Here is a 19,355-nt window from a genome sequence, read left to right as displayed (position 1 = left end):
GACGCGCTGCGCCCCGCCCTTTCCGTATTCAAACGCGGGACTGCGCTCAGTCGACGAGGTCGAAGCGCACGTCCTGCACGCCTTCGTAGAGCGTCTTGCGGCCGAGCGTGTAGAGGTTCTCCAGCCCCGAGGTCAGGGTGATGAAGTGGTTGCCCGAGAGCACGCCGGCCTTGCTGGCGAACTGCACGCCGCCATAGGCGAGCAGGATCTCGGTCTCGCTGACACCGCCCGGATACAGGATGATGTGGCCGGGAGCCGGATAAGCGGTGTTGTTCTCGTAGCCGACGCCGAAATCGAGATCACCGAGCGGCATCCAGACGCCCTCGCCGCTCCAGCGCACATGCACCATCTTGCTGATGAACGGCATCTGCTTCTTGAAGGCGGCGCAGGTCTTCGGCGCGGCTTCCAGCTCGAACTTCGCGTCGAACTTGAACGGCCCGGCGGTGACGATCAGCTTGCTCATGAAATCCCCGTCTTCTTGGAAGCGTTTCGGACCCGCTGAATGACATCACGCCCGCGGGCCGCGCAAGAGCACTCCCGGAACAAGTGAGACGCCGGAACGTGAAGGATGCCGGCGGCGCCGAACTCAGCCGATCGCTTCCCGGAGGTCGAGCGTGCCGGTCTTGCCGATCGCCTCGTAATTGCGCTTCAGCCAGCGCCGGCCGGCCGTTCGGCCCATGTCGCGCAGCTTGAGCAGGAAGGACCACTCCGCGTTCATCCGCGACGACGAGGTCAGCTCCGCCAGCGGCGGACCGCCATCGATGCGATGCATCAGCACGCGCTTGTATTCCTCGCGCGGCAGCTTTCCGTCGTCGATCAGCCGGTTGACGAAATCGATCGCGCGAAGCTCGCGCAGCATCGAGGCGTTGAAGGTGATCTCGTTCAGCCGGTCCTGAATCTCGCGCGCCTTGGTCGGCAACTCGCGCCGCTGGATCGGGTTGATCTGAACGAGCAGGATATCGTCGCAATGCGCCTGGTAGAACAGCGGGAACAGGGCGGGATTGCCCATGTAGCCACCGTCCCAATAGGCCTCGCCATCGATCTCCACGGCCTGGAACACCATTGGCAGGCAGGCCGAAGCCATCACATGGTCCGGCGTCAGGTCCTTGCCATCGAACACCGCGATCTTGCCGGTGCGGACATTGGTCGCCGCGATGAACAGCTTCACCGCATCGCAGGCCCTGACCTTCTCGAAATCGATGAGATCGGCGACGACCCCGCGCAGCGGGTTGATGTTCAGCGGATTGACGTCATAGGGGCTCGCGACCTTCGCGAACATCTCGAAGAACAGCATGCCCGGCGGCGTGCCGTTATTGTTGCCCCAGGCGCCAAGCATGGTGTCGATGAGCGAGCGCTCCGAGCCGCCATATTTGCCGTCGACGCTGATCGCCCGCCAGAAGGCCTCGAGCTTGGCCCGCGCGCCGTCGATACCGCCATCGATCCAGCCCTCGGCCAGCACGACGGCGTTCATCGCGCCGGCGCTGGTACCGGTCAGCGCCTCGATGCCGAGGCGCCCGTCTTCCAGGATGGCGTCGAGCACGCCCCAGGTGAAGGCGCCATGCGCGCCTCCGCCCTGCAGCGCGAGCGAAACCGTCTTCTCCGCCTTCGGCCCGACCAGCCCCTTGACCGGCTCGGCCTTGCGGGAAGGGCGCCCGCTCACGCCGCGGTCCAGCCGCCATCCATCGGCAGCGTCGTCCCGGTGATCGACTTCGCCGAATCCGTGCACAGGAACAGGGCAAGCGCCGCGACCTGCTCGACTGTGACGAATTCCTTGGTCGGTTGCGCCGCGAGCAGCACGTCGTTCATGACCTGCTCCTTGGTCATGTTGCGCGCCTTCATCGTGTCCGGGATCTGCTTCTCGACCAGCGGCGTCCAGACATAGCCGGGCGCGATGGCGTTGACGGTGATGCCCTTGGTCGCGACTTCGAGCGCCACGGTCTTGGTCAGGCCGGCGATGCCGTGCTTGGCCGCGACATAGGCCGACTTGAAGGGCGAGGCGACGAAGGCATGCGCCGAGGCCGTGTTGATGATCCGGCCCCAACCCTTCTCCTTCATCTTAGGCAGCGCGGCGCGGATGGTGTGGAAGGCCGAGGACAGGTTGATCGCGATGATCTGGTCCCATTTCTCGATCGGGAACTCGTCGATCGGCGAGACGAACTGGATGCCGGCATTGTTGATCAGGATGTCGATGGCGCCGAAGACCTTCTCGCCCTCGGCGATGAAGCCGGCGATCTCGGCCGGCTTGGTCATGTCCGCGCCCGAAAACACCACCTTGATGCCGAATTCCTGCTCCAGATCGGTGCGCAGCTTCTCGGCATCGGTCGGGGGCATGATGCCATTGATGACGAGGTTGGCGCCCTCCGCGGCTAGCGCGCGGGCATAGGCGAGGCCGATGCCGGAGGTCGAGCCGGTGATCGCGGCGGTACGGTCTTTGAGGAACATGAGCGTCAAGGCTCCTGACAATCGGGGAGAAAATGCTTAGGTTCGGGCCGGACAGGGCAATGGAACGGCTGGATATCGCCGCACGTTGCCCGATGACCCTTCGCAACGCAACATGACGAAAATGCAGTCAGACGCGCATATGCATGACGACCATGTGCACCACACACATGACGGGCACGATTGCCGCCACGCCGAGGATCACCGCCGCCACGCGGCGGAGGCTCTCGCCCGGGCCGAACGAATCTGCCGCGAGCGGGGCCTGCGCCTGACGCCGATCCGGCGGCAGGCGCTGGAGGCGCTCCATGCCGATCATCGCCCGGTCGGGGCCTATGACCTCGCGGACCGGATCTCGCCGGCTGGCGGGCGCCGGCTCGCGCCGATCTCGATCTATCGCGCGCTCGATTTCCTGGTCGAGCAGGGCTTCGTTCACCGCCTCTCCTCGAAGAACGCCTATATCGCCTGCCTGCACGGCCATGGCGCGAACGAGGTCGTCGCCTTCCTGATCTGCGAATCCTGCGGCGGCGTCGACGAGGATTCCTCGCCCGCGATGAAGAAAGCGGTGGCGGCGATCGCGGAAAACCGGCAATTCTCACCCTCGCACCAGATGGTCGAGATCGTCGGGCGCTGCGAGCATTGCCGGAATGCCGGATCATGATAGAGAGCCCGCATGAATGAGCGCGCCTTTTCCTATCTGACGCCGGAACGCGCCGGCCCGCAGGGCCGTCAGCTCACCGTCCCCGTCAAGGTCGGCCATGTCACCGTCGGCGGCGGCGCGCCCATCGTCGTGCAGTCGATGACCAATACCGACACCGCCGATATCGCGGCGACGGTCGCGCAGGTCGCCGCGCTCGCCAGGCAGGGTTCGGAGCTTGTCCGCATCACCGTCGATCGCGACGAGGCCGCGGCGGCGGTACCGAAGATCAGGGAGAGGCTCGACCGCATCGGCGTCGACGTGCCCCTCGTCGGCGACTTCCACTATATCGGCCACAAGCTGCTGACCGACCATCCGGCCTGTGCCGAGGCGCTGGCCAAGTACCGGATCAACCCCGGCAATGTCGGCTTCAAGGACAAGAAGGACAAGCAGTTCAGCCAGATCATCGAGCTCGCGATCAAGCACAGCAAGCCGGTCCGCATCGGCGCCAACTGGGGCTCGCTCGATCAGGAACTGCTGACGGCGCTGATGGACGAGAACGCACGCGCGGTGCGCCCGCTCGATGCCCGCGCCATCATGCGCGAGGCGATGGTACAGTCCGCCCTGCTCTCGGCCGAGCGCGCCGAGGAACTCGGCCTCGCCCGCGAATACATCATCCTCTCCGCCAAGGTCTCCGGCGTGCAGGACCTGATCACGGTCTACCGCATGCTGGCGAGCCGGGCGAATTACGCGATCCATCTCGGCCTGACCGAGGCCGGCATGGGCTCGAAGGGCATCGTCGCCTCCTCGGCCGCGCTCGGCATCCTCCTGCAGGAAGGCATCGGCGACACCATCCGCTATTCGCTCACGCCCGAGCCCGGCGGCGACCGCACGCTGGAGGTCAGGACGGCGCAGGAGCTGCTCCAGACCATGGGCTTCCGCGCCTTCGTGCCGCTGGTGGCCGCCTGCCCCGGCTGCGGCCGCACCACCTCGACCGTGTTCCAGGAGCTGGCGCAGGATATCCAGAGCTGGATTTCCACCTCCATGCCCGAATGGAAGACCCAGTATCCCGGCGTCGAGAACCTCAACGTCGCGGTGATGGGCTGCATCGTCAACGGCCCCGGCGAGTCCAAGCATGCCGATATCGGCATCTCGCTCCCCGGCACCGGCGAGGCGCCGACCGCGCCTGTCTTCGTCGACGGCAAGAAGGTCGCGACGCTCCGCGGCGCCGGCATCGCCGCCGAGTTCAAGGCCATGGTCGCCAGCTATGTCGAGCGGCGCTATGGCGTCGGTCTCGGTGCCACCGGCTGATCCCGCCTTTGCGCGCCGCCCGCAACGTGCTAGAGGCCCCGGCCTTTCGCTGCACCGCAGCATGCGCGGAGATCCCTGATGGGGCATGAGAACCCGAATCCTGCGACCGTTCGGCCGGAGGATTCACGCTTCGGCCTCGATGCCGGGCACGGCCAGAACGGTGGCCACGGCAAGATGGGCTATGGGGCGCTGGCGCTCGGTGCCCTCGGTGTCGTCTACGGCGATATCGGCACGAGCCCGCTCTACGCGCTGCGCGAAACCCTCTTGGCCGCGACCGGCGGCGACGAGAAGGCTGCGATCCCGCCCAGCGTCGTCATCGGCGTCCTCTCGTTGATCCTCTGGTCGCTCGTCGTCGTCGTCACGCTGAAATATGTCGTGCTGCTGATGCGCGCCGACAATAATGGCGAAGGCGGCATCCTGACGCTCGTCGCATTGGCGCAGCGCAGCCTCGGCCGCTCCCGCAGCTATGTCGCGCTCTTCCTCGGCATGATCGGCGCCGGCCTGTTCTACGGCGACACCGTCATCACCCCGGCGATCTCGGTGCTTTCGGCGATCGAAGGCATCAAGCTGATCACGCCGGCACTGAACGACTATATCCTCTGGATCGCCTCCGCGATCCTGATTGGCCTCTTCCTTGTCCAGAGCCACGGCACGCATCGCGTCGCGACCTTCTTCGGACCGATCATGCTGATCTGGTTCGTGACGCTGGCCGGGCTCGGCATCTACCACATCGCCGACGACCTCAGCGTCTTCCGCTCGATCAATCCGTACTACGCGCTGCTCTTCTTCCGCGACCATGCCGGCGTCGGGCTCGCCGTGCTTGGCTCGGTCTGTCTGGCCGTCACCGGCGCCGAGGCGCTCTATGGCGATATGGGCCATTTCGGCCGCGGCCCGATCCGGGGCGCCTGGCTCTATGTCGTCTTCCCGGCCTTGTGGCTGAACTATCTCGGCCAGGGCGCGCTGATCCTCGCCGACCCCAGCGCCATCGACAATCCATTCTACCGCCTGGCGCCGCAGGGCTTCCTGCTGCCCTTCGTGATCATGGCGACGGTCGCCACCATCATCGCCAGTCAGGCTGTGATCACCGGCGCCTTCTCGCTGACCCGGCAGGCGATTCAGCTCGGCCTCTTGCCGCGCATGGAGATCCGGCACACCTCCGAGCAGACTTCCGGCCAGATCTACGTGCCGCGCGTCAACCTGCTGCTGCTCGTTATCGTGCTGATCCTGGTCTGGTCGTTCCGGACCTCGTCCAGCCTGTCGCACGCCTATGGCATCTCGGTCTTCGGTACGATGGTGGTCTCGTCCCTGCTCGCGGCCATCGTCATCCGCCGTCACTGGGGCTGGAGCGCGCCGGCCACCGCCGCGATCATCCTGCCTTTCCTGCTGGTCGATGTCGCATTCTTCTCCGCCAACATGCTGAAGCTGTTCCACGGCGGCTATGTGCCGATCCTGCTCGCCATGGGCCTGACATTGGTGATGTGGACCTGGATGCGCGGCACCAAGATCCTCTTCGACAAGACCCGCAAGACCGACGTGCCGCTCCTCGAGCTCGTCACCATGCTCTCGAAGAGCCCGCCCGCCCGCGTCAAGGGCATGGCCGTCTTCCTGACCAGCGACCCCGAGACCGCGCCGGCCTCGCTGCTGCACAACCTCAAGCACAACAAGGTGCTGCACGAGCGCAACATGATCCTGACCGTGCGCTCGGCCGATACGCCGCGCGTGCTGGAAGAGGAGCGCGTGCGCCTCGCCCGCATCACCGACGATTTCTGGCGCGTCGACATGGTCTACGGCTACATGGAGAGCCCGAACGTGCCGAAGGGGCTGGCCATGCTGCGCAAGCAGGGCTTCAAGTTCGACATCATGTCGACCTCGTTCTTCCTCTCACGCCGCTCGATCAAGGCCTCGCCGCAATCGGGCATGCCGATGTGGCAGGACAATCTCTTCATCGGCCTGACCAAGAGCGCCACCGACGCGACGGACTTCTTCCAGATCCCGACCGGCCGCGTCGTCGAAGTCGGCACGCAGGTCACGGTCTGACACGGATCGAGTCGTCGCTCCGAGGCATTGCCAAGCAATCACCTTGGAGGGAACGAATAGCGCGCCGCAGAGACTGCTTGGCAAGTCGCTGCGGAGAGTCGAATGGCGGTGTTTTCGAGAACCGGAGCGGAGCGTACTACAGTACGTGAGCACCGGAAGCGCAGAAAGCGCCGTCAGTCGGCCGCCGCAGTAGAGTTGCCGAGTAGTCTCTCAATCCAGCCGTGCCGAAGCCGCTTCCTTCGGCACGTGCTGCACCCGCTCGCGATAGAGCAGGTAGAGCCCGGACGCGATCACGATGCCGGCGCCGACGAAGGTCCAGCGATCCGGCAACTGGTCGAAGACGAGCCAGCCGAGCAGCAGCATCCAGATGATCTGCGAATAGATGAAGGGCGCCAGCACCGTCGCCGGCGCCAATCGATGCGCCAGGATCAGCAGCCAGTGGCCGAAGCCGCCGAGCGCGCCGACGGCGATCATCAGGAGCCAGGGCAGCAGCGTCTGCGGCGTCTCCCAGATCCAGGGCAGCAGCGGGATGGTCGCCAGCGTCCCCGCAGCGCCGGAATAGATCATCGTCGTTTCCGATGAATCATGGCCGGAGAGCATCCGGGTCGAGAGCGAGTAGAAGGCGTAGCACAGGCAGCCGAGCACGATCAGCAACGCCGCCGGATGCATGCCGCCGATGCCGGGCCGCGTCACCACCAGCACGCCGATGAAGCCGACGCCGATCGCCGCGAGCCGGCGCGGCCCCGGCCATTCGCCGAGCAGCGGCCCCGAGGCCAGCGCCACCAGCAGGGGCGTCGCGAACATGATCGAGATCGTCTCGGCGAGCTGGAGATAGCGCAGCGCCACGAAGTTCAGCGCCGTCGAGCCGAGCAGCAGCAGCGAGCGGCTCCATTGCAGCCAGGGCCGCTTGGTCCGCAGCACGCCGGGGCGTGTCCACGGATTGATGACGGCCAGCACCAGGATCATGCTGCCGGCATAGCGCGCGAAAACCACCTGCAGCGGGTTCATCGACTGGCCCAGCCATTTCGCGCTGGTATCCAGCATCGAGAACAGCAGGACGGCCGCGCACATCAGGCCGATCGCGGCCATGCGGGTGCGGCCCGTCTCGGAAGGCGCCACTGAAGGGGAGGACACAGAGTCTCGCCATGCTCTGGAGGAATGACGAGAGCAGATTGAACCGATTTAGACAGCCTGACCACTACACTGAAGCATGCGTTCCATGCAGAAATCAGGCGTCGCTATCGGCCTCGTCGAGATCGCCGTCGGCATCCTCATGCTCGGCGCCCGCCTTGGAGAGACCCTTGGCCGCCTTGCGCAGGAGCTTGCGCAACTGCTTGCGCTCCTTGCCGTCGAGCTTGTCGAGCAGCTCTTCCTCGACCTCGTTCCAGACCGCGTCGAGCTCGGCCGCCGTGCTCTGGCCCGCCTCGGTCAACGCGACCTGCACAAGGCGGCCGTCGCGATTGCCGCCCTCGCGGGTCACGAGGCCTTGCAACGAAAGCCGCCCGATCGTCTTCGACACGGTCGGCGGCTTGACGCGCAGCAGCGCGGCGAGCTCGCCCATCGTCATCGGGGCCGGCTGCAGCGCCTTCAGCGCCTGCTCCTGCCCCGGAAACAAGCCCAGGCCGTTCAACCTCTCGCCCATCCGCGAGCGGTGCAGCCGCGCGGTCACGAGCAGGGCACGGCCGACACTCTTCTCGATTGCCTTGGTCATGGGGTCGATCCTTCGGGCCGATCCTTGGACGGATAAGCAAGACGCTTCGCCGGCTGCGTATTCGCGCGCGAACATGACAGACGGATGACAGTGATATGTCAGAGCTACGAGAGCGTGAGTTTGGTCGCGACTTTTTTCAGGAAAGCGGCCCGGCTTGCCGGAGTCGAGAGATTCATCTCGTGATGGGCGAGATAGGTCGTGCGAGCCAACGGGTGGCAGACCGCCCGCAGAGCTCGGCAGACCGCCTTGCGCGGCGGGTCGCCCATCAGGAAAGCGCGCCAGCGCGAGCCGCCATAGCTGGTCACCGCGACCAGCCGGCGAATATTGTGCAAAGCCGGCTGCGCCTTGCCATCGACCATCTTGAACGAGACGCCCGGCAGGAAGACGCGATCCAGGAAGCCCTTGAGAATCGCGGGATAACCGAAATTCCAGACCGGGAAGCACAGCACCAGCGCCTCGGCCCGCTTCACCCGCTCGACATAGGCAGCGACCGGCAGCGTGTTGCTGTCGAGATCATGATAGCCGCGCCGCTCCTCCCGGCTCAGCACCGGGTCGAAGCCCTCGGCATAGAGATCGCAATCGTCGACCTCGTGCCCGGCCGCCTTCAGGCTGGCGACGACCGTCTCGTGGATGGCGGCGCCGAAGCTTTCCGGCACCGGATGGGCATAGAGGACGAGGACGCGCATGCTTAGCCGACCCCGGCCTCGCTGAGGCTGCGGAACAGGAAGGTCTTGCCCGAGCGGTAGTCGTAGGACGGGTCTTCCCAGGCGATCATCTTGCCGGGGTTGAGCAGGCCCTGCGGATCGGCCTCGCGCTTGAAGGCGAGCTGCGTTTCGTCGGTCTGCTTCATGCCCCCTTCCTCCAGCGTATAGCGATGCGGGTTGAAGATCGGCGCGCCCATCTCCTCATGGATCGCCATGATCTCCTCAAGCCGCTCCTCCGTGGTGAAGCGCACCAGCGGCAGGCCGAAGCAGGTGATCTTGCCGTCGAAGCGCACGAATTCGAGATGGCAGGTCACCTCGTCACCGAACCGGGCATGGATCTTGTCCACCAGCTCGACCTGATTGGGATAGGGGTAGAGCACCTGCAGATAGGTGATCGCCGGATCGACGCGCAAAGCCCTGAGCGTCGTGTGGTTCCAGCCGAGTTCATAGGCCGGCGGCAGGCCCTTGGCATCCTCGGGCGAGAGCTTGTCGGTGCGCAGCAGAAGCTCCGCGCCCTTGAAGCGACGGGCATAGGCGCAGAGCGCATCGACCGCGAAATCGGCAGCCATGACGATGACGAGATGGCTGTCGCGCGGCAGGAACTTGCGGTGACGCAGGAAGTAGTCATGCGGGGCCGGCGCGGCGACGACGCAGAGGTTCTTCAGCGCGAGCCCGTCCTGCTCGCCGACGGCGTTGGCGAATTCGGTCGCGGCCCGCAGGTCCTCGAAGCCGACGATGACATCGACCCAATTGTAGGCCGGGCCGAGCGGCATCTCGACCTCGGTGATGATGCCGTTGGTGCCATAGGCATGGGCGACCTTGTGCAGGTCCTCGCCGGAGAATTCGAGGATACGCGGGCTTGCCTCCATCGTCGCGACCTTGAGCCGGATGATATTGCCCCAGTCGCGCAAGCCGCCCCATTTGATCGAGCCGACGCCACCCGAACCGCCGGCAATGAAGCCGCCGATCGAGGCCGTCTGGTAGGTCGAGGGGTGCAGGCGCAGCTCCTGCCGCGAATGCGCACGCGTCTCGTCGTCGATCCGGGCCATGATCGCGCCGGGCTCGGCGACATAGCGGCCGGCGGCGATCTCCTTGACCTTGTTGAAGCCGGAGAGATCGAGCAGCACGCCACCCGAGAGCGGCATCGCCTGGCCGTAATTGCCGGTGCCGGTGCCGCGCGGCGTCACGGGAATGCCGAGTTCGTGGCAGGCGGCGAGCACCTGCACGACCTCAGCCTCGCTCACCGGTGAGACCACGATATCGGCGACGACATGGTCAAGCTGGCGCTTCAGGATCGGCGAGTACCAGAAGAAGTCGCGGCTCTTCTGCTTCACCAGCGCCGGGTTCTCCTCGGTGCGGATGCCGCCGAGGCGCGTCTTCAGCGTGGCGATGTCGTAGCGTGCGGTCATGATGCTCTGCCCATCAGATGGTCGAGTTCGCGGTAGTCCGGCAGCGTCCGGTCGATCGCCTTGCCGGCAACCAGCACGGTGCGATCGGCCTGCGGCCGGGAGAAGAATTCGGTCCAGTCGCGCGCCCGCGTCAGGATGAGATCAGCCGGGGCGCCGACCGCGATGATGCCGGCTGCGATGCCCATCGTCTCAGCTGGCGTACGTGCCACGGCATCGGCCCAGTCCGGTTCGGAATGGTCGAGCTGGAGGATGCGGGTGCCCTCGCGCAGCACCTCGACGAGATCGAGATCGCCATAGGCATAGAACGGGTCACGCGTGTTGTCGGAGGCGATCATCACCGGCACGCCGGCGGCCTTCAGTTCATGCAGAGCCGTGACGCCACGCCAGCGCGGCGTGCGGCCTTGCTGGCGGTCCTGCAGATACATATTGCACAGCGGCAGCGAGACCACGGCAATGCCGGCTTCGCGCACCTTGGCGATGATGCGCGCCGCGTCCTCCGGCGCCTGAAGCGCAAGCGAACAGCAATGCCCGCAGAGGATCTTGCCCGCGAAGCGATGTCGCAGGGCCGCATCCGCGATGTGTTCCAGCGAGCGCGCCGCCGGGTCATTGGTCTCGTCGACATGGAAATCGAGATCGAAGCCGTTTTCGATCGCCGCCCGGAACAGGATGTCGAGCGCCCGGTCGAGCTCGGGGATCATGTAGGTAACGCAGCCGAGCAGCTTGTCGCCATGCGCCTTCACGGCAGCGACGATCACCTGCATATGCGCGGGATCGAGCGCAGCATCGGCCCCGAAAAGCGGCGAGGCTTGGAGCGCGATACGCCCGGCCCATTCCGCCCGCAGTTCCGCATAGACCGGCCAGGAGATGCCGATCTGCTTGCCCAGCGAATCGAGATGCGTCCGCATCGCCGCCGTGCCATGGGCGAAGGCGCCGCGCAGCGAGAAATCCATGCGTGCCCGCACGTCCCCGGCCGACCAGTTCGCCTCGCGATCGGCGCCGACGGTGTTCAATGCCCCCGGAAAGGTGCCGTCCGGGTTGGGGCTGCGCGGCCAGATATGGCCCTTGTCGAGATGGACATGCGCATCGACGAGCCGCGGCAGCACGATGCCGTCGGCGAGGTTCAAAACGGGGCCTGCTCCTGTGGAAGCCGCACCGGCAGAAGAGATCGCGGCCACGCGACCATCCGCGATCGCGAGATCGACACGCGCCAGCCCGTTGCGGTCAGCCGGGATATCGATGCCTTCGACCAGACAGGCGGGCACGCGCAGATCGGTCAGGCGAAAGGCAGGCGCATCGGGCAGGCGGGCGAAACCGGTCGTCACGTTGTCTCGCCTCTCCTGCCCCTCAAGCTCCGGTTCGGAGATACCGGGCCGATGGAACAGCCGCAAGCCGCGCCGGCCTCTCCTCCCCCGCTGATGACGTCGCAGCCGGGAAAGCCGCGCATTCGGGCTTGTTCATGCCGGCCGGATCGCGCATGAGGGCGGCGTCATCAGCCAATACGAGGTCGGACCCATGACCGGCGAAGCCCGCATCATCGACGGTAAGGCCACCGCGGCCGCGCTCAGGGCCGAGATCGGTCGCGCGGTCGCGGCGATCAAGGCGGCGCGGGGCATCGTGCCCGGCCTCCATGTCGTCCTCGTCGGCGAGGACCCGGCCAGCAAGGTCTATGTCGCCTCGAAGGAGAAGCTCGCGGTCGAGATCGGCATGAACTCGGTCGCGCACCGGCTGCCGGCCGAGACGACCGAGGCTGAGCTCCTCGCCAAGCTCGCCGAGCTGAACGCCGACGACAGCGTCGACGGCATCCTCGTCCAACTCCCGCTGCCGAAGCACATCAATACGGGCCGCATCATCGACGCCATCGACCCGGCCAAGGATGTCGATGGCCTGCACCCGATCAATGCCGGCCTCCTCGCCGGCGGCAAGAACGGGCTTGTGCCCTGCACACCGCTCGGCTGCATGCTGCTGCTGAAGCAGGCGCTGCCTTCGCTGTCGGGGCTCGACGCCGTGATGATCGGCCGCTCGGAGCTGGTCGGCCGCCCGGTCGCGCAGCTCCTGCTCCAGGCCGACTGCACCGTCACCATCGCCCATTCGCGCACGCGTGACCTGGCTGCCGTGGTGAAGCGCGCCGATATCGTCATCGCCGCCGTCGGCCGCCCGCGCATGGTCAAGGGCGACTGGATCAAGCCCGGCGCGACCGTGATCGATGTCGGCATCAATCGCCTGCCCGACGGCAAGCTGACCGGCGACGTCGATTTCGCGGAGGCCGTGAAGGTCGCGGGCGCGATCACCCCGGTCCCTGGCGGCGTCGGCCCGATGACTATCGCCTGCCTGCTCAAGAACACGCTGACGGCCTTCCACGCGCGGCGCGGCTGAGCTCGGCAGCCAACGAGGCCGCCGCGAGCGGCCTGGCCCTTCCTCAGCTGGTCCTCCAACAAAAAAAAGGAGCTGCAATCCTGCAGCTCCTTTTTTGTTCTTGCAGCAGGGCCGCACCAGAGGCACGGCGCGTCACGATCACATATGGATCTGGCGCTTCTCGACCGCCATCGCGGCTTCCTTCACCGCTTCGGCCAGCGTCGGATGCGCGTGGCAGGTGCGGGCGAGATCTTCCGAGGAGCCGCCGAACTCCATCAGCACCGTCACCTCGGCGATCAGGTCGCCGGCATGCGGGCCGATGATGTGGCAGCCGAGCACACGGTCGGTCGCCGCATCGGCCAGCACCTTCACGAAGCCCTCGGTATGGCGCATGGCGCGGGCGCGACCATTGGCCGTGAACGGGAACTTGCCGATCTTGTAGGCGACGCCGGCCGCCTTGAGCTCTTCCTCGGTCTTGCCGATCGCGGCGACTTCCGGAGCCGTGTAGACGATGCCGGGAATGGCGTCGTAGTTCACATGGCCGTGCTTGCCGGCGATGATCTCGGCGACCGCGACGCCCTCGTCCTCGGCTTTGTGCGCCAGCATCGGCCCGCGCACCACGTCGCCGATGGCGTAGATGCCGGCGACATTGGTCTTGAAGTGATCGTCGATGACGACGCGGCCTCGCTCGGTCGCGACGCCCGCCTTGTCGAGGCCGAGGCCATCGGTGTTCGGACGGCGGCCGATCGCGACCAGCACGATATCGGCATTGAGGGTCTTGGCCTCGCCGCCGGCTGCGGGCTCGACGGTGACGGTCGCGCCCTTCTTGCCGGTCTCGACCTTGGTGACCTTGGATCCCAGCTGGAAGGTGAAGCCCTGCTTCTCCAGGATGCGCTGGAACTGCTTGGCGACCTCGCCATCCATGCCGGGCAGGATGCGGTCGAGGAACTCGACGACCGTGACCTTGGCGCCGAGACGGCTCCAGACCGAGCCGATCTCGAGGCCGATCACGCCAGCGCCGACCACCACAAGCTCCTTCGGAACCGAGCCGATCTCAAGCGCGCCGGTCGAGGTCACGACGGTCTTCTCGTCGATGGTCACGCCCGGCAGCGGAGCCGATTCCGAACCCGTCGCGATGACGATGTTCTTGGTCTCGATCTCCTGCGCCTTGCCGTCCTCGGCGGTGACGACGACCTTGCCAGCCGCCGGGATCGAGGCCGTGCCCTGGAAGGCGTCAATCTTGTTCTTCTTCAGCAGGAAGCCGACGCCGGTGACATTCGCGTCGATCGTCTCCTGCTTGTGGGCCATCATCGCCTTGAGGTCGAGCTTCGGCTTGCCGACGACGATGCCGAGCTTCTCGAAGGTGTGGCCGGCCTCCTCGAACATCTCGGACGCATGCAGCAGCGCCTTGGAGGGGATGCAGCCGACATTGAGGCAGGTGCCGCCATGGGTCTTGCGCTTCTCGACCACCGCGACCTTGAGGCCGAGCTGGGCGGCGCGGATGGCGCAGACATAGCCGCCGGGGCCGGTTCCGATGACGACGAGATCGTAGGCCGCAGCCATGGTGACTTCCTTTCCTGTGTTCGAATGCGGCGGCGCTTCAGCGCCCGCCGGTCACGTTCAAGACGGTTCCGTTGGTGTAGGAGGCTTCATCCGAGAGCAGCCAGGCGATCGCCTGCGCCACCTCGCGCGCCGTGCCCTCGCGCTTCATCGGAAGCTGGTCGCGCAAGGCAGCGACGCGATCGGGCATGCCGCCGCTGGCATGGATCTCCGTATCGATGATGCCGGGCCTGACGGCATTGACCCGGATGCCCTCGGCCGCGACCTCGCGGGCGAGGCCGAGCGTGAAGATGTCGATGCCGGCCTTGGCCGCGGCATAGTCCAGATATTGCCCGGCGCCGGCCAGCACCGCCGCGGCGGAGGACAGGTTGACGATGCCGCCACCCTGCCCGCCATGGCGGGTCGACATCCGCTTCACCGCCTCGCGGGCGCAGAGAAAGCTGCCGGTCAGATTGATCCGGAACATCCGGTCCAGCCGGCTCGTGTCCATCTCGTCGAGGCGCTGCGGGGCGTCGATGACGCCGGCATTGTTGACCAGTGCCGTCAGCCGCCCGAGCTTGTCCGCTGCCGCGAAGATCGCCGCGACATCGGCCTCGTCGCCGACATCGCCCTTGACCGCCACGGCCTGCCGGCCCTGGCCGTTGACGGCCGCGACCGTATCAGTCGCGGCCTCAGTATTGGACTGGTAATTGACGACGAGATCATAGCCGCGCTCCGCGAGCAGGATCGCGGTCGCCCGGCCGATTCCCCGGCTCCCGCCGGTGACGATCGCAACGCCCGACACGTCCTGCTCCGCGCGATCAGAGATCGAGCACGAGGCGCGCCGGGTCCTCCAGGCCTTCCTTGATGCGGACGAGGAAGGTCACGGCTTCCTTGCCGTCGATGATGCGGTGATCGTAGCTGACCGCGAGATACATCATCGGGCGGATCTCGATCTTGCCGTTCACGACGACCGGACGCTCCTGGATCTTGTGCATGCCCAGGATCGCCGACTGCGGCGCGTTCAGGATTGGGGTCGACATCAGCGAGCCGTAGACGCCGCCGTTCGAGATGGTGAAGGTGCCGCCCTGCATCTCCTCGATCGAGAGCTTGCCGTCGCGGGCCTTGCGGCCGAACTCGCCGATCTTCTTCTCCACGCCGGCGATCGAAAGCTCATCCGCATCGCGCACGACCGGGACCACCAAGCCCTTCTCGGTGCCGACAGCGACGCCGATATGGTAGTAGTTCTTGTAGATGATGTCAGTGCCGTCGATCTCGGCATTGACCGCCGGAATCTCCTTCAGCGCCTGCACGCAGGCCTTCACGAAGAAGCCCATGAAGCCGAGCTTCACGCCGTGCTTCTTCTCGAACACGTCCTTGTACTGGTTGCGCAGCGCCATCACGCCGGACATGTCGACCTCGTTGAAGGTCGTCAGCATCGCCGCGTTGGACTGGGCTTCCTTGAGGCGGCGCGCGATGGTCTGGCGCAGCTTGGTCATCTTGACGCGCTCTTCGCGGGCGCCGTCATCCGGCGCCGACGGGGCGCGGATGGCGACCGGCGCAGGCGCGGCGGCCGGGGCGGCAGCGCCGCCGGTCGCGATCGCGGCAAGCATGTCGCCCTTGGTCACGCGGCCATCCTTGCCGGACGCTGCGACCTTGGACGGGTCGACGCCGCTCTCGGCGGCGAGACGCGAAACGGCCGGGCCGGAATCGGCGGCTTTGGTCGCGACAGCCTTCGGAGCCTCGGCGGCAGGAGCCGAAGCAGCGGCCGGCTTGGCCTCGGCCTTCGGCGCGGGGGCCGCGGCAGCAGCAGCGCCGCCTTCAGCGATCGTGCCGAGCAGGGCGCTGACGCCGACGGTATCGCCTTCCTTGGCGACGATCTCGCCGAGCACGCCGGCGGCCGGCGCGTTCACTTCCAGCGTCACCTTGTCGGTTTCGAGCTCGACCAGGGGCTCGTCGGCCTTCACCGCCTCGCCCGGCTTCTTGAACCACTTGCCGATGGTGGCCTCGGAAACGGATTCGCCGAGGGTGGGTACGCGGATTTCGGTCGCCATGTCAGGCCTCTGTTGTCTCGTTCTCTGGCGGCAGGTTCGGCACCGGCTGAGGCGCCGATGCGGCAATGGAATCCGGCAGCGCGGATAGGCGCCGCCGGGTCAGTCGTCAGGCCGCGAAGGCCTCGTCGAGGAAGGCGTTAAGCTGGGCGAGATGCTTGGACATCAGGCCGGTCGCGGTCGCGGCCGAGGCCGGGCGGCCGACATAACGCGGACGCTTCGACTTCGAGCCGGCATGGCCCAGCACCCATTCCAGATAGGGCTCGACGAAGGTCCAGGAGCCCATGTTCTTCGGCTCCTCCTGGCACCACACAACGTCGGCGCCCTTGAAGCGCGCCAGCTCCTGCGCCAGCGTCTTCAGCGGGAACGGATAGAGCTGCTCGACGCGCATCAGGTAGACATCGTCGACGCCGCGCTTCTCGCGCTCCTCCAGCAGGTCGAAATAGACCTTGCCCGAGCAGAGCACGACCCGGCGGATCTTCGAGTCCTTGACCAGCTTGGTGGTCGACTTGCCGCGCTCGGCATCGTCAGCCAGCACGCGGTGGAAGGTCGAGCCCTCGGCGAGATCGGCGAGGTCGGAGATGCAGCGCTTGTGGCGCAGCAGCGACTTCGGCGTCATCAGGATCAGCGGCTTGCGGAAGTCGCGCTTCAGCTGGCGGCGCAGGATGTGGAAATAGCTCGCCGGCGTCGAGCAGTTCGCCACCTGCATATTGTCCTCGGCGCACATCTGCAGGAAGCGCTCCAAGCGGGCGGAGGAGTGCTCCGGACCCTGGCCCTCGTAGCCATGCGGCAGCAGGCAGACGAGGCCGGACATGCGCAGCCACTTGCGCTCGCCCGAGGAGATGAACTGGTCGAACACGACCTGCGCGCCATTGGCGAAGTCGCCGAACTGCGCCTCCCACATCGTCAGCGCGTTCGGCTCCGACAGGGTGTAGCCGTATTCGAAGCCGAGCACGGCCTCTTCCGAGAGCATCGAGTTGATGACCTCGTAGCGCGACTGGTCCTCCCGGATATGGTTCAGCGAGGTGTGGCGGGCTTCGGTCTCCTGGTCGATCAGCACAGAATGGCGCTGCGAGAAGGTGCCGCGCTCGCAATCCTGGCCGGAGAGGCGCACCGGGTTGCCGTCGAGCAGCAGCGAGCCGAAGGCCAACGCTTCAGCCGTCGCCCAGTCGATGCCCTCGCCGCTCTCGACCGCCTTCTTGCGGTTGTCGAGGAAGCGCTGGATCGTCTTGTGGACGTTGAAGCCGGCCGGGACGGCCGTGATCTTCTCGGTGATCTCCTTGAGCGTCTCCGCCGGCACGCCGGTGGCGCCGCGGCGCGGATCGTCCTCGTCGGCGCGGATCGCCTTCATGCCGGCCCAGCGGCCGTCGAGCCAGTCCGCCTTGTTCGGCTTGAAGGCCTGGCCGGCGTCGAACTCGACCTCCAGCTTCGCCTTCCAGGCGGCGCGCATCGCGTCGAGCTCGCCGGCCTCGATCACGCCCTCGGCGGCGAGCTTCTCGCCATAGAGCTCCAGCGTCGACTTGTGGCCGCGGATCTTGCGGTACATCAGCGGCTGGGTGAAGCCCGGCTCGTCGCCCTCGTTATGGCCGAAGCGGCGATAGCAGAACATGTCGATGACGACCGGCTTGTGGAACTTCTGCCGGAACTCGATCGCGACCTTGGCGGCGAAGACCACCGCTTCCGGATCGTCGCCGTTCACATGGAAGACCGGAGCCTCGACCATCTTCGCCACGTCGGACGGATAGGGCGAGGAGCGCGAATAGCGCGGATAGGTGGTGAAGCCGATCTGGTTGTTGATGATGAAATGCAGCGAGCCGCCGGTGCGATGGCCCTTCAGGCCCGACAGGCCGAGGCATTCCGCCACGACGCCCTGGCCGGCAAAGGCCGCGTCGCCATGGATCAGCAGCGGCAGCACCTTGGAGCGCTCGACGATGTCGCCGAACTGGTCCTGCTTGGCGCGCACCTTGCCGAGCACGACAGGGTCGACGATCTCGAGATGCGACGGGTTCGCGGTCAGCGAGATATGGACGTTGTTGCCGTCGAACTCGCGGTCGCTGGACGCACCGAGATGGTACTTCACGTCGCCCGAGCCTTCGACGTCGTCAGGCGCGAAGGAGCCGCCCTTGAACTCGTGGAACAGCGCGCGGTGCGGCTTGCCCAGAACCTGGGTCAGCACGTTGAGGCGGCCGCGATGGGCCATGCCGAAGACGATGTCGCGCACGCCGAGCGCGCCGCCGCGCTTGATGATCTGCTCCAGCGCCGGGACCAGCGCCTCGCCGCCATCCAGGCCGAAGCGCTTGGTGCCGGTGAACTTGAGATCGAGGAACTTCTCGAAGCCCTCGGCCTCGATCAGCTTGTTCAGGATCGCCTTCTTGCCTTCCTTGGTGAAGGCGATCTCCTTGTCCGGCCCCTCGATGCGCTCCTGCAGCCAGGCCTTCTGCTCGGGGTCGGAGATATGCATGAACTCGATGCCGACCGTGCCGCAATAGGTCCGCTGCAGCACCGCGACCATCTCGCGGATCGAGGCGAACTCCATGCCGAGCACGTTGTCGATGAAGATCTTGCGGTCGAGATCGGCGTCGGTGAAGCCGAAGGCGGCCGGCGACAATTCCTCATGGTCGTTGCGGCTTTCGATGCCCAGCGGGTCGAGCTTGGCATGAAGGTGGCCGCGCATCCGATAGGCGCGGATCAGCATGATCGCGCGCACGGAATCGCGGGTCGCCTGCTGCACGTCGGCGGCGGAGAGAGCGGTGCCGGCGGCCTTGGCCTTGGCGCCGAGCTTGTCGGAAATCACCTTCTCGACGACGGCCCAGTTGCCGTCCAGCGCCGAGACCAGCTCGCCATTGGCGACGACCGGCCAGTGCTGCTTCTTCCAGGACGCGCCCTTGGCGTTCTGCAGGACGGCTTCCTTGTCGTCCTTCAGCGCGCCGAAGAAGCTCTGCCACTGCTCGTCGACCGACTTGGGGTCGGCCTCGTAGCGGGCATAGAGATCCTCGATATAGGCGGCGTTGCCGCCATAGAGGAAGCCGGTCTGCGCGAGAGCCTCGTTGATGTCCTGGCGAGCCATGATGCTCCTGCCTTCCTTCGCCGCTTAAGCCATGTCCGAACCCTTGCCCGGACATCCCTTTTAATTCGCTCGGCCGGGCCTTGGCCCGACCTAATCGTTTC

Annotated in this window: 16 protein-coding genes; 4 read left to right on the top strand and 12 right to left on the bottom strand. The window is 66.3% G+C overall.

Translation table 11 applies throughout. The features are described 5' to 3' along the window. Positions 1-46 precede the first annotated feature (46 nt). The 3 genes from NUV79_RS00390 to NUV79_RS00380 form a co-directional block, all read right to left on the bottom strand. Complete coding sequence (locus NUV79_RS00390; RefSeq protein ID WP_047578809.1) at positions 47-463, bottom strand: DUF3830 family protein; 417 nt, start codon at positions 461-463, stop codon at positions 47-49. A 123-nt stretch (positions 464-586) separates the two neighbouring features. Continuing rightward, positions 587-1,660 carry a patatin-like phospholipase family protein gene (locus NUV79_RS00385; protein ID WP_257731107.1) on the bottom strand — a complete coding sequence of 358 codons (1,074 nt, stop codon included), beginning with the start codon at positions 1,658-1,660 and terminating at the stop codon, positions 587-589. Beyond that, positions 1,657-2,442: a 3-hydroxybutyrate dehydrogenase gene (locus tag NUV79_RS00380; RefSeq protein WP_257731106.1), complete on the bottom strand. Its 786-nt coding sequence runs from the start codon at positions 2,440-2,442 to the stop codon at positions 1,657-1,659. The genes NUV79_RS00385 and NUV79_RS00380 overlap by 4 nt, the downstream gene beginning before the upstream one ends. 112 nt (positions 2,443-2,554) lie before the next feature. Between NUV79_RS00380 and NUV79_RS00375 the strand changes: the two genes are divergently transcribed. The 3 genes from NUV79_RS00375 (at position 2,555) to NUV79_RS00365 (ending at position 6,421) form a co-directional block, all read left to right on the top strand. Then, positions 2,555-3,097, top strand: coding sequence for a Fur family transcriptional regulator (locus NUV79_RS00375; protein WP_257731105.1), 543 nt, complete (start codon positions 2,555-2,557; stop codon positions 3,095-3,097). Positions 3,098-3,109: 12 nt separating this feature from the next. Further along, entirely contained in the window at positions 3,110-4,384 is a 1,275-nt protein-coding gene (gene ispG / locus NUV79_RS00370; RefSeq protein ID WP_257731104.1) for a flavodoxin-dependent (E)-4-hydroxy-3-methylbut-2-enyl-diphosphate synthase, read from the top strand. A gap of 78 nt (positions 4,385-4,462) precedes the next feature. Continuing rightward, the gene (locus NUV79_RS00365) at positions 4,463-6,421 is read left to right on the top strand and encodes a potassium transporter Kup (RefSeq protein WP_374678573.1); all 1,959 of its coding nucleotides are present in this window, start codon (positions 4,463-4,465) and stop codon (positions 6,419-6,421) included. A 210-nt stretch (positions 6,422-6,631) separates the two neighbouring features. Here the strand turns inward: NUV79_RS00365 and NUV79_RS00360 are convergent, their stop codons facing one another. The 5 genes from NUV79_RS00360 to NUV79_RS00340 form a co-directional block, all read right to left on the bottom strand. Beyond that, positions 6,632-7,555 (bottom strand): DMT family transporter, encoded by a 924-nt coding sequence (locus NUV79_RS00360; RefSeq protein ID WP_257731103.1) that lies wholly within the window; start codon positions 7,553-7,555, stop codon positions 6,632-6,634. Positions 7,556-7,649: 94 nt separating this feature from the next. Further along, positions 7,650-8,132, bottom strand: coding sequence for a MarR family winged helix-turn-helix transcriptional regulator (locus tag NUV79_RS00355; RefSeq protein WP_257731102.1), 483 nt, complete (start codon positions 8,130-8,132; stop codon positions 7,650-7,652). A gap of 104 nt (positions 8,133-8,236) precedes the next feature. After that, positions 8,237-8,818 (bottom strand): NAD(P)H-dependent oxidoreductase, encoded by a 582-nt coding sequence (locus NUV79_RS00350; protein ID WP_257731101.1) that lies wholly within the window; start codon positions 8,816-8,818, stop codon positions 8,237-8,239. A 2-nt stretch (positions 8,819-8,820) separates the two neighbouring features. Beyond that, the gene (locus NUV79_RS00345) at positions 8,821-10,245 is read right to left on the bottom strand and encodes an FAD-binding oxidoreductase (RefSeq protein ID WP_257731100.1); all 1,425 of its coding nucleotides are present in this window, start codon (positions 10,243-10,245) and stop codon (positions 8,821-8,823) included. After that, a complete protein-coding gene (locus tag NUV79_RS00340) occupies positions 10,242-11,567 on the bottom strand; it encodes a cytosine deaminase (protein ID WP_257731099.1) in 1,326 nt (441 codons plus the stop codon). Before NUV79_RS00340 ends, NUV79_RS00345 begins: the two co-directional genes overlap by 4 nt. A gap of 190 nt (positions 11,568-11,757) precedes the next feature. Between NUV79_RS00340 and folD the strand changes: the two genes are divergently transcribed. Continuing rightward, positions 11,758-12,618, top strand: coding sequence for a bifunctional methylenetetrahydrofolate dehydrogenase/methenyltetrahydrofolate cyclohydrolase FolD (gene folD / locus NUV79_RS00335; protein ID WP_257731098.1), 861 nt, complete (start codon positions 11,758-11,760; stop codon positions 12,616-12,618). Between the two features lie 138 nt (positions 12,619-12,756). Here the strand turns inward: folD and lpdA are convergent, their stop codons facing one another. The 4 genes from lpdA to NUV79_RS00315 form a co-directional block, all read right to left on the bottom strand. Next, complete coding sequence (gene lpdA, locus NUV79_RS00330; RefSeq protein ID WP_257731097.1) at positions 12,757-14,160, bottom strand: dihydrolipoyl dehydrogenase; 1,404 nt, start codon at positions 14,158-14,160, stop codon at positions 12,757-12,759. Positions 14,161-14,197: 37 nt separating this feature from the next. Continuing rightward, positions 14,198-14,941 (bottom strand): SDR family oxidoreductase, encoded by a 744-nt coding sequence (locus NUV79_RS00325; protein WP_257731096.1) that lies wholly within the window; start codon positions 14,939-14,941, stop codon positions 14,198-14,200. 16 nt (positions 14,942-14,957) lie between these two features. Then, complete coding sequence (gene odhB / locus NUV79_RS00320) at positions 14,958-16,190, bottom strand: 2-oxoglutarate dehydrogenase complex dihydrolipoyllysine-residue succinyltransferase (RefSeq protein ID WP_257731095.1); 1,233 nt, start codon at positions 16,188-16,190, stop codon at positions 14,958-14,960. 106 nt (positions 16,191-16,296) lie between these two features. Further along, positions 16,297-19,254: a 2-oxoglutarate dehydrogenase E1 component gene (locus NUV79_RS00315; protein WP_257731094.1), complete on the bottom strand. Its 2,958-nt coding sequence runs from the start codon at positions 19,252-19,254 to the stop codon at positions 16,297-16,299. Between the last annotated feature and the right edge of the window lie 101 nt (positions 19,255-19,355).

Source organism: Allobosea sp. 47.2.35 (assembly GCF_024655635.1).
Taxonomy (GTDB): Bacteria; Pseudomonadota; Alphaproteobacteria; order Rhizobiales; family Beijerinckiaceae; genus Allobosea.
This window is presented reverse-complemented; position numbering and strand designations above follow the sequence as displayed.

Bases quoted from the DNA above. Each gene is read 5' to 3' on its own strand.
- NUV79_RS00390 (WP_047578809.1), bottom strand. From the start codon at position 463: ATGAGCAAGCTGATCGTCACCGCCGGGCCGTTCAAGTTCGACGCGAAG.
- NUV79_RS00380 (WP_257731106.1), bottom strand. From the start codon at position 2,442: ATGTTCCTCAAAGACCGTACCGCCGCGATCACCGGCTCGACCTCCGGC.
- NUV79_RS00375 (WP_257731105.1), top strand. From the start codon at position 2,555: ATGACGAAAATGCAGTCAGACGCGCATATGCATGACGACCATGTGCAC.
- ispG (WP_257731104.1), top strand. From the start codon at position 3,110: ATGAATGAGCGCGCCTTTTCCTATCTGACGCCGGAACGCGCCGGCCCG.
- NUV79_RS00365 (WP_374678573.1), top strand. From the start codon at position 4,463: ATGGGGCATGAGAACCCGAATCCTGCGACCGTTCGGCCGGAGGATTCA.
- NUV79_RS00355 (WP_257731102.1), bottom strand. From the start codon at position 8,132: ATGACCAAGGCAATCGAGAAGAGTGTCGGCCGTGCCCTGCTCGTGACC.
- NUV79_RS00350 (WP_257731101.1), bottom strand. From the start codon at position 8,818: ATGCGCGTCCTCGTCCTCTATGCCCATCCGGTGCCGGAAAGCTTCGGC.
- NUV79_RS00345 (WP_257731100.1), bottom strand. From the start codon at position 10,245: ATGACCGCACGCTACGACATCGCCACGCTGAAGACGCGCCTCGGCGGC.
- folD (WP_257731098.1), top strand. From the start codon at position 11,758: ATGACCGGCGAAGCCCGCATCATCGACGGTAAGGCCACCGCGGCCGCG.
- lpdA (WP_257731097.1), bottom strand. From the start codon at position 14,160: ATGGCTGCGGCCTACGATCTCGTCGTCATCGGAACCGGCCCCGGCGGC.
- odhB (WP_257731095.1), bottom strand. From the start codon at position 16,190: ATGGCGACCGAAATCCGCGTACCCACCCTCGGCGAATCCGTTTCCGAG.
- NUV79_RS00315 (WP_257731094.1), bottom strand. From the start codon at position 19,254: ATGGCTCGCCAGGACATCAACGAGGCTCTCGCGCAGACCGGCTTCCTC.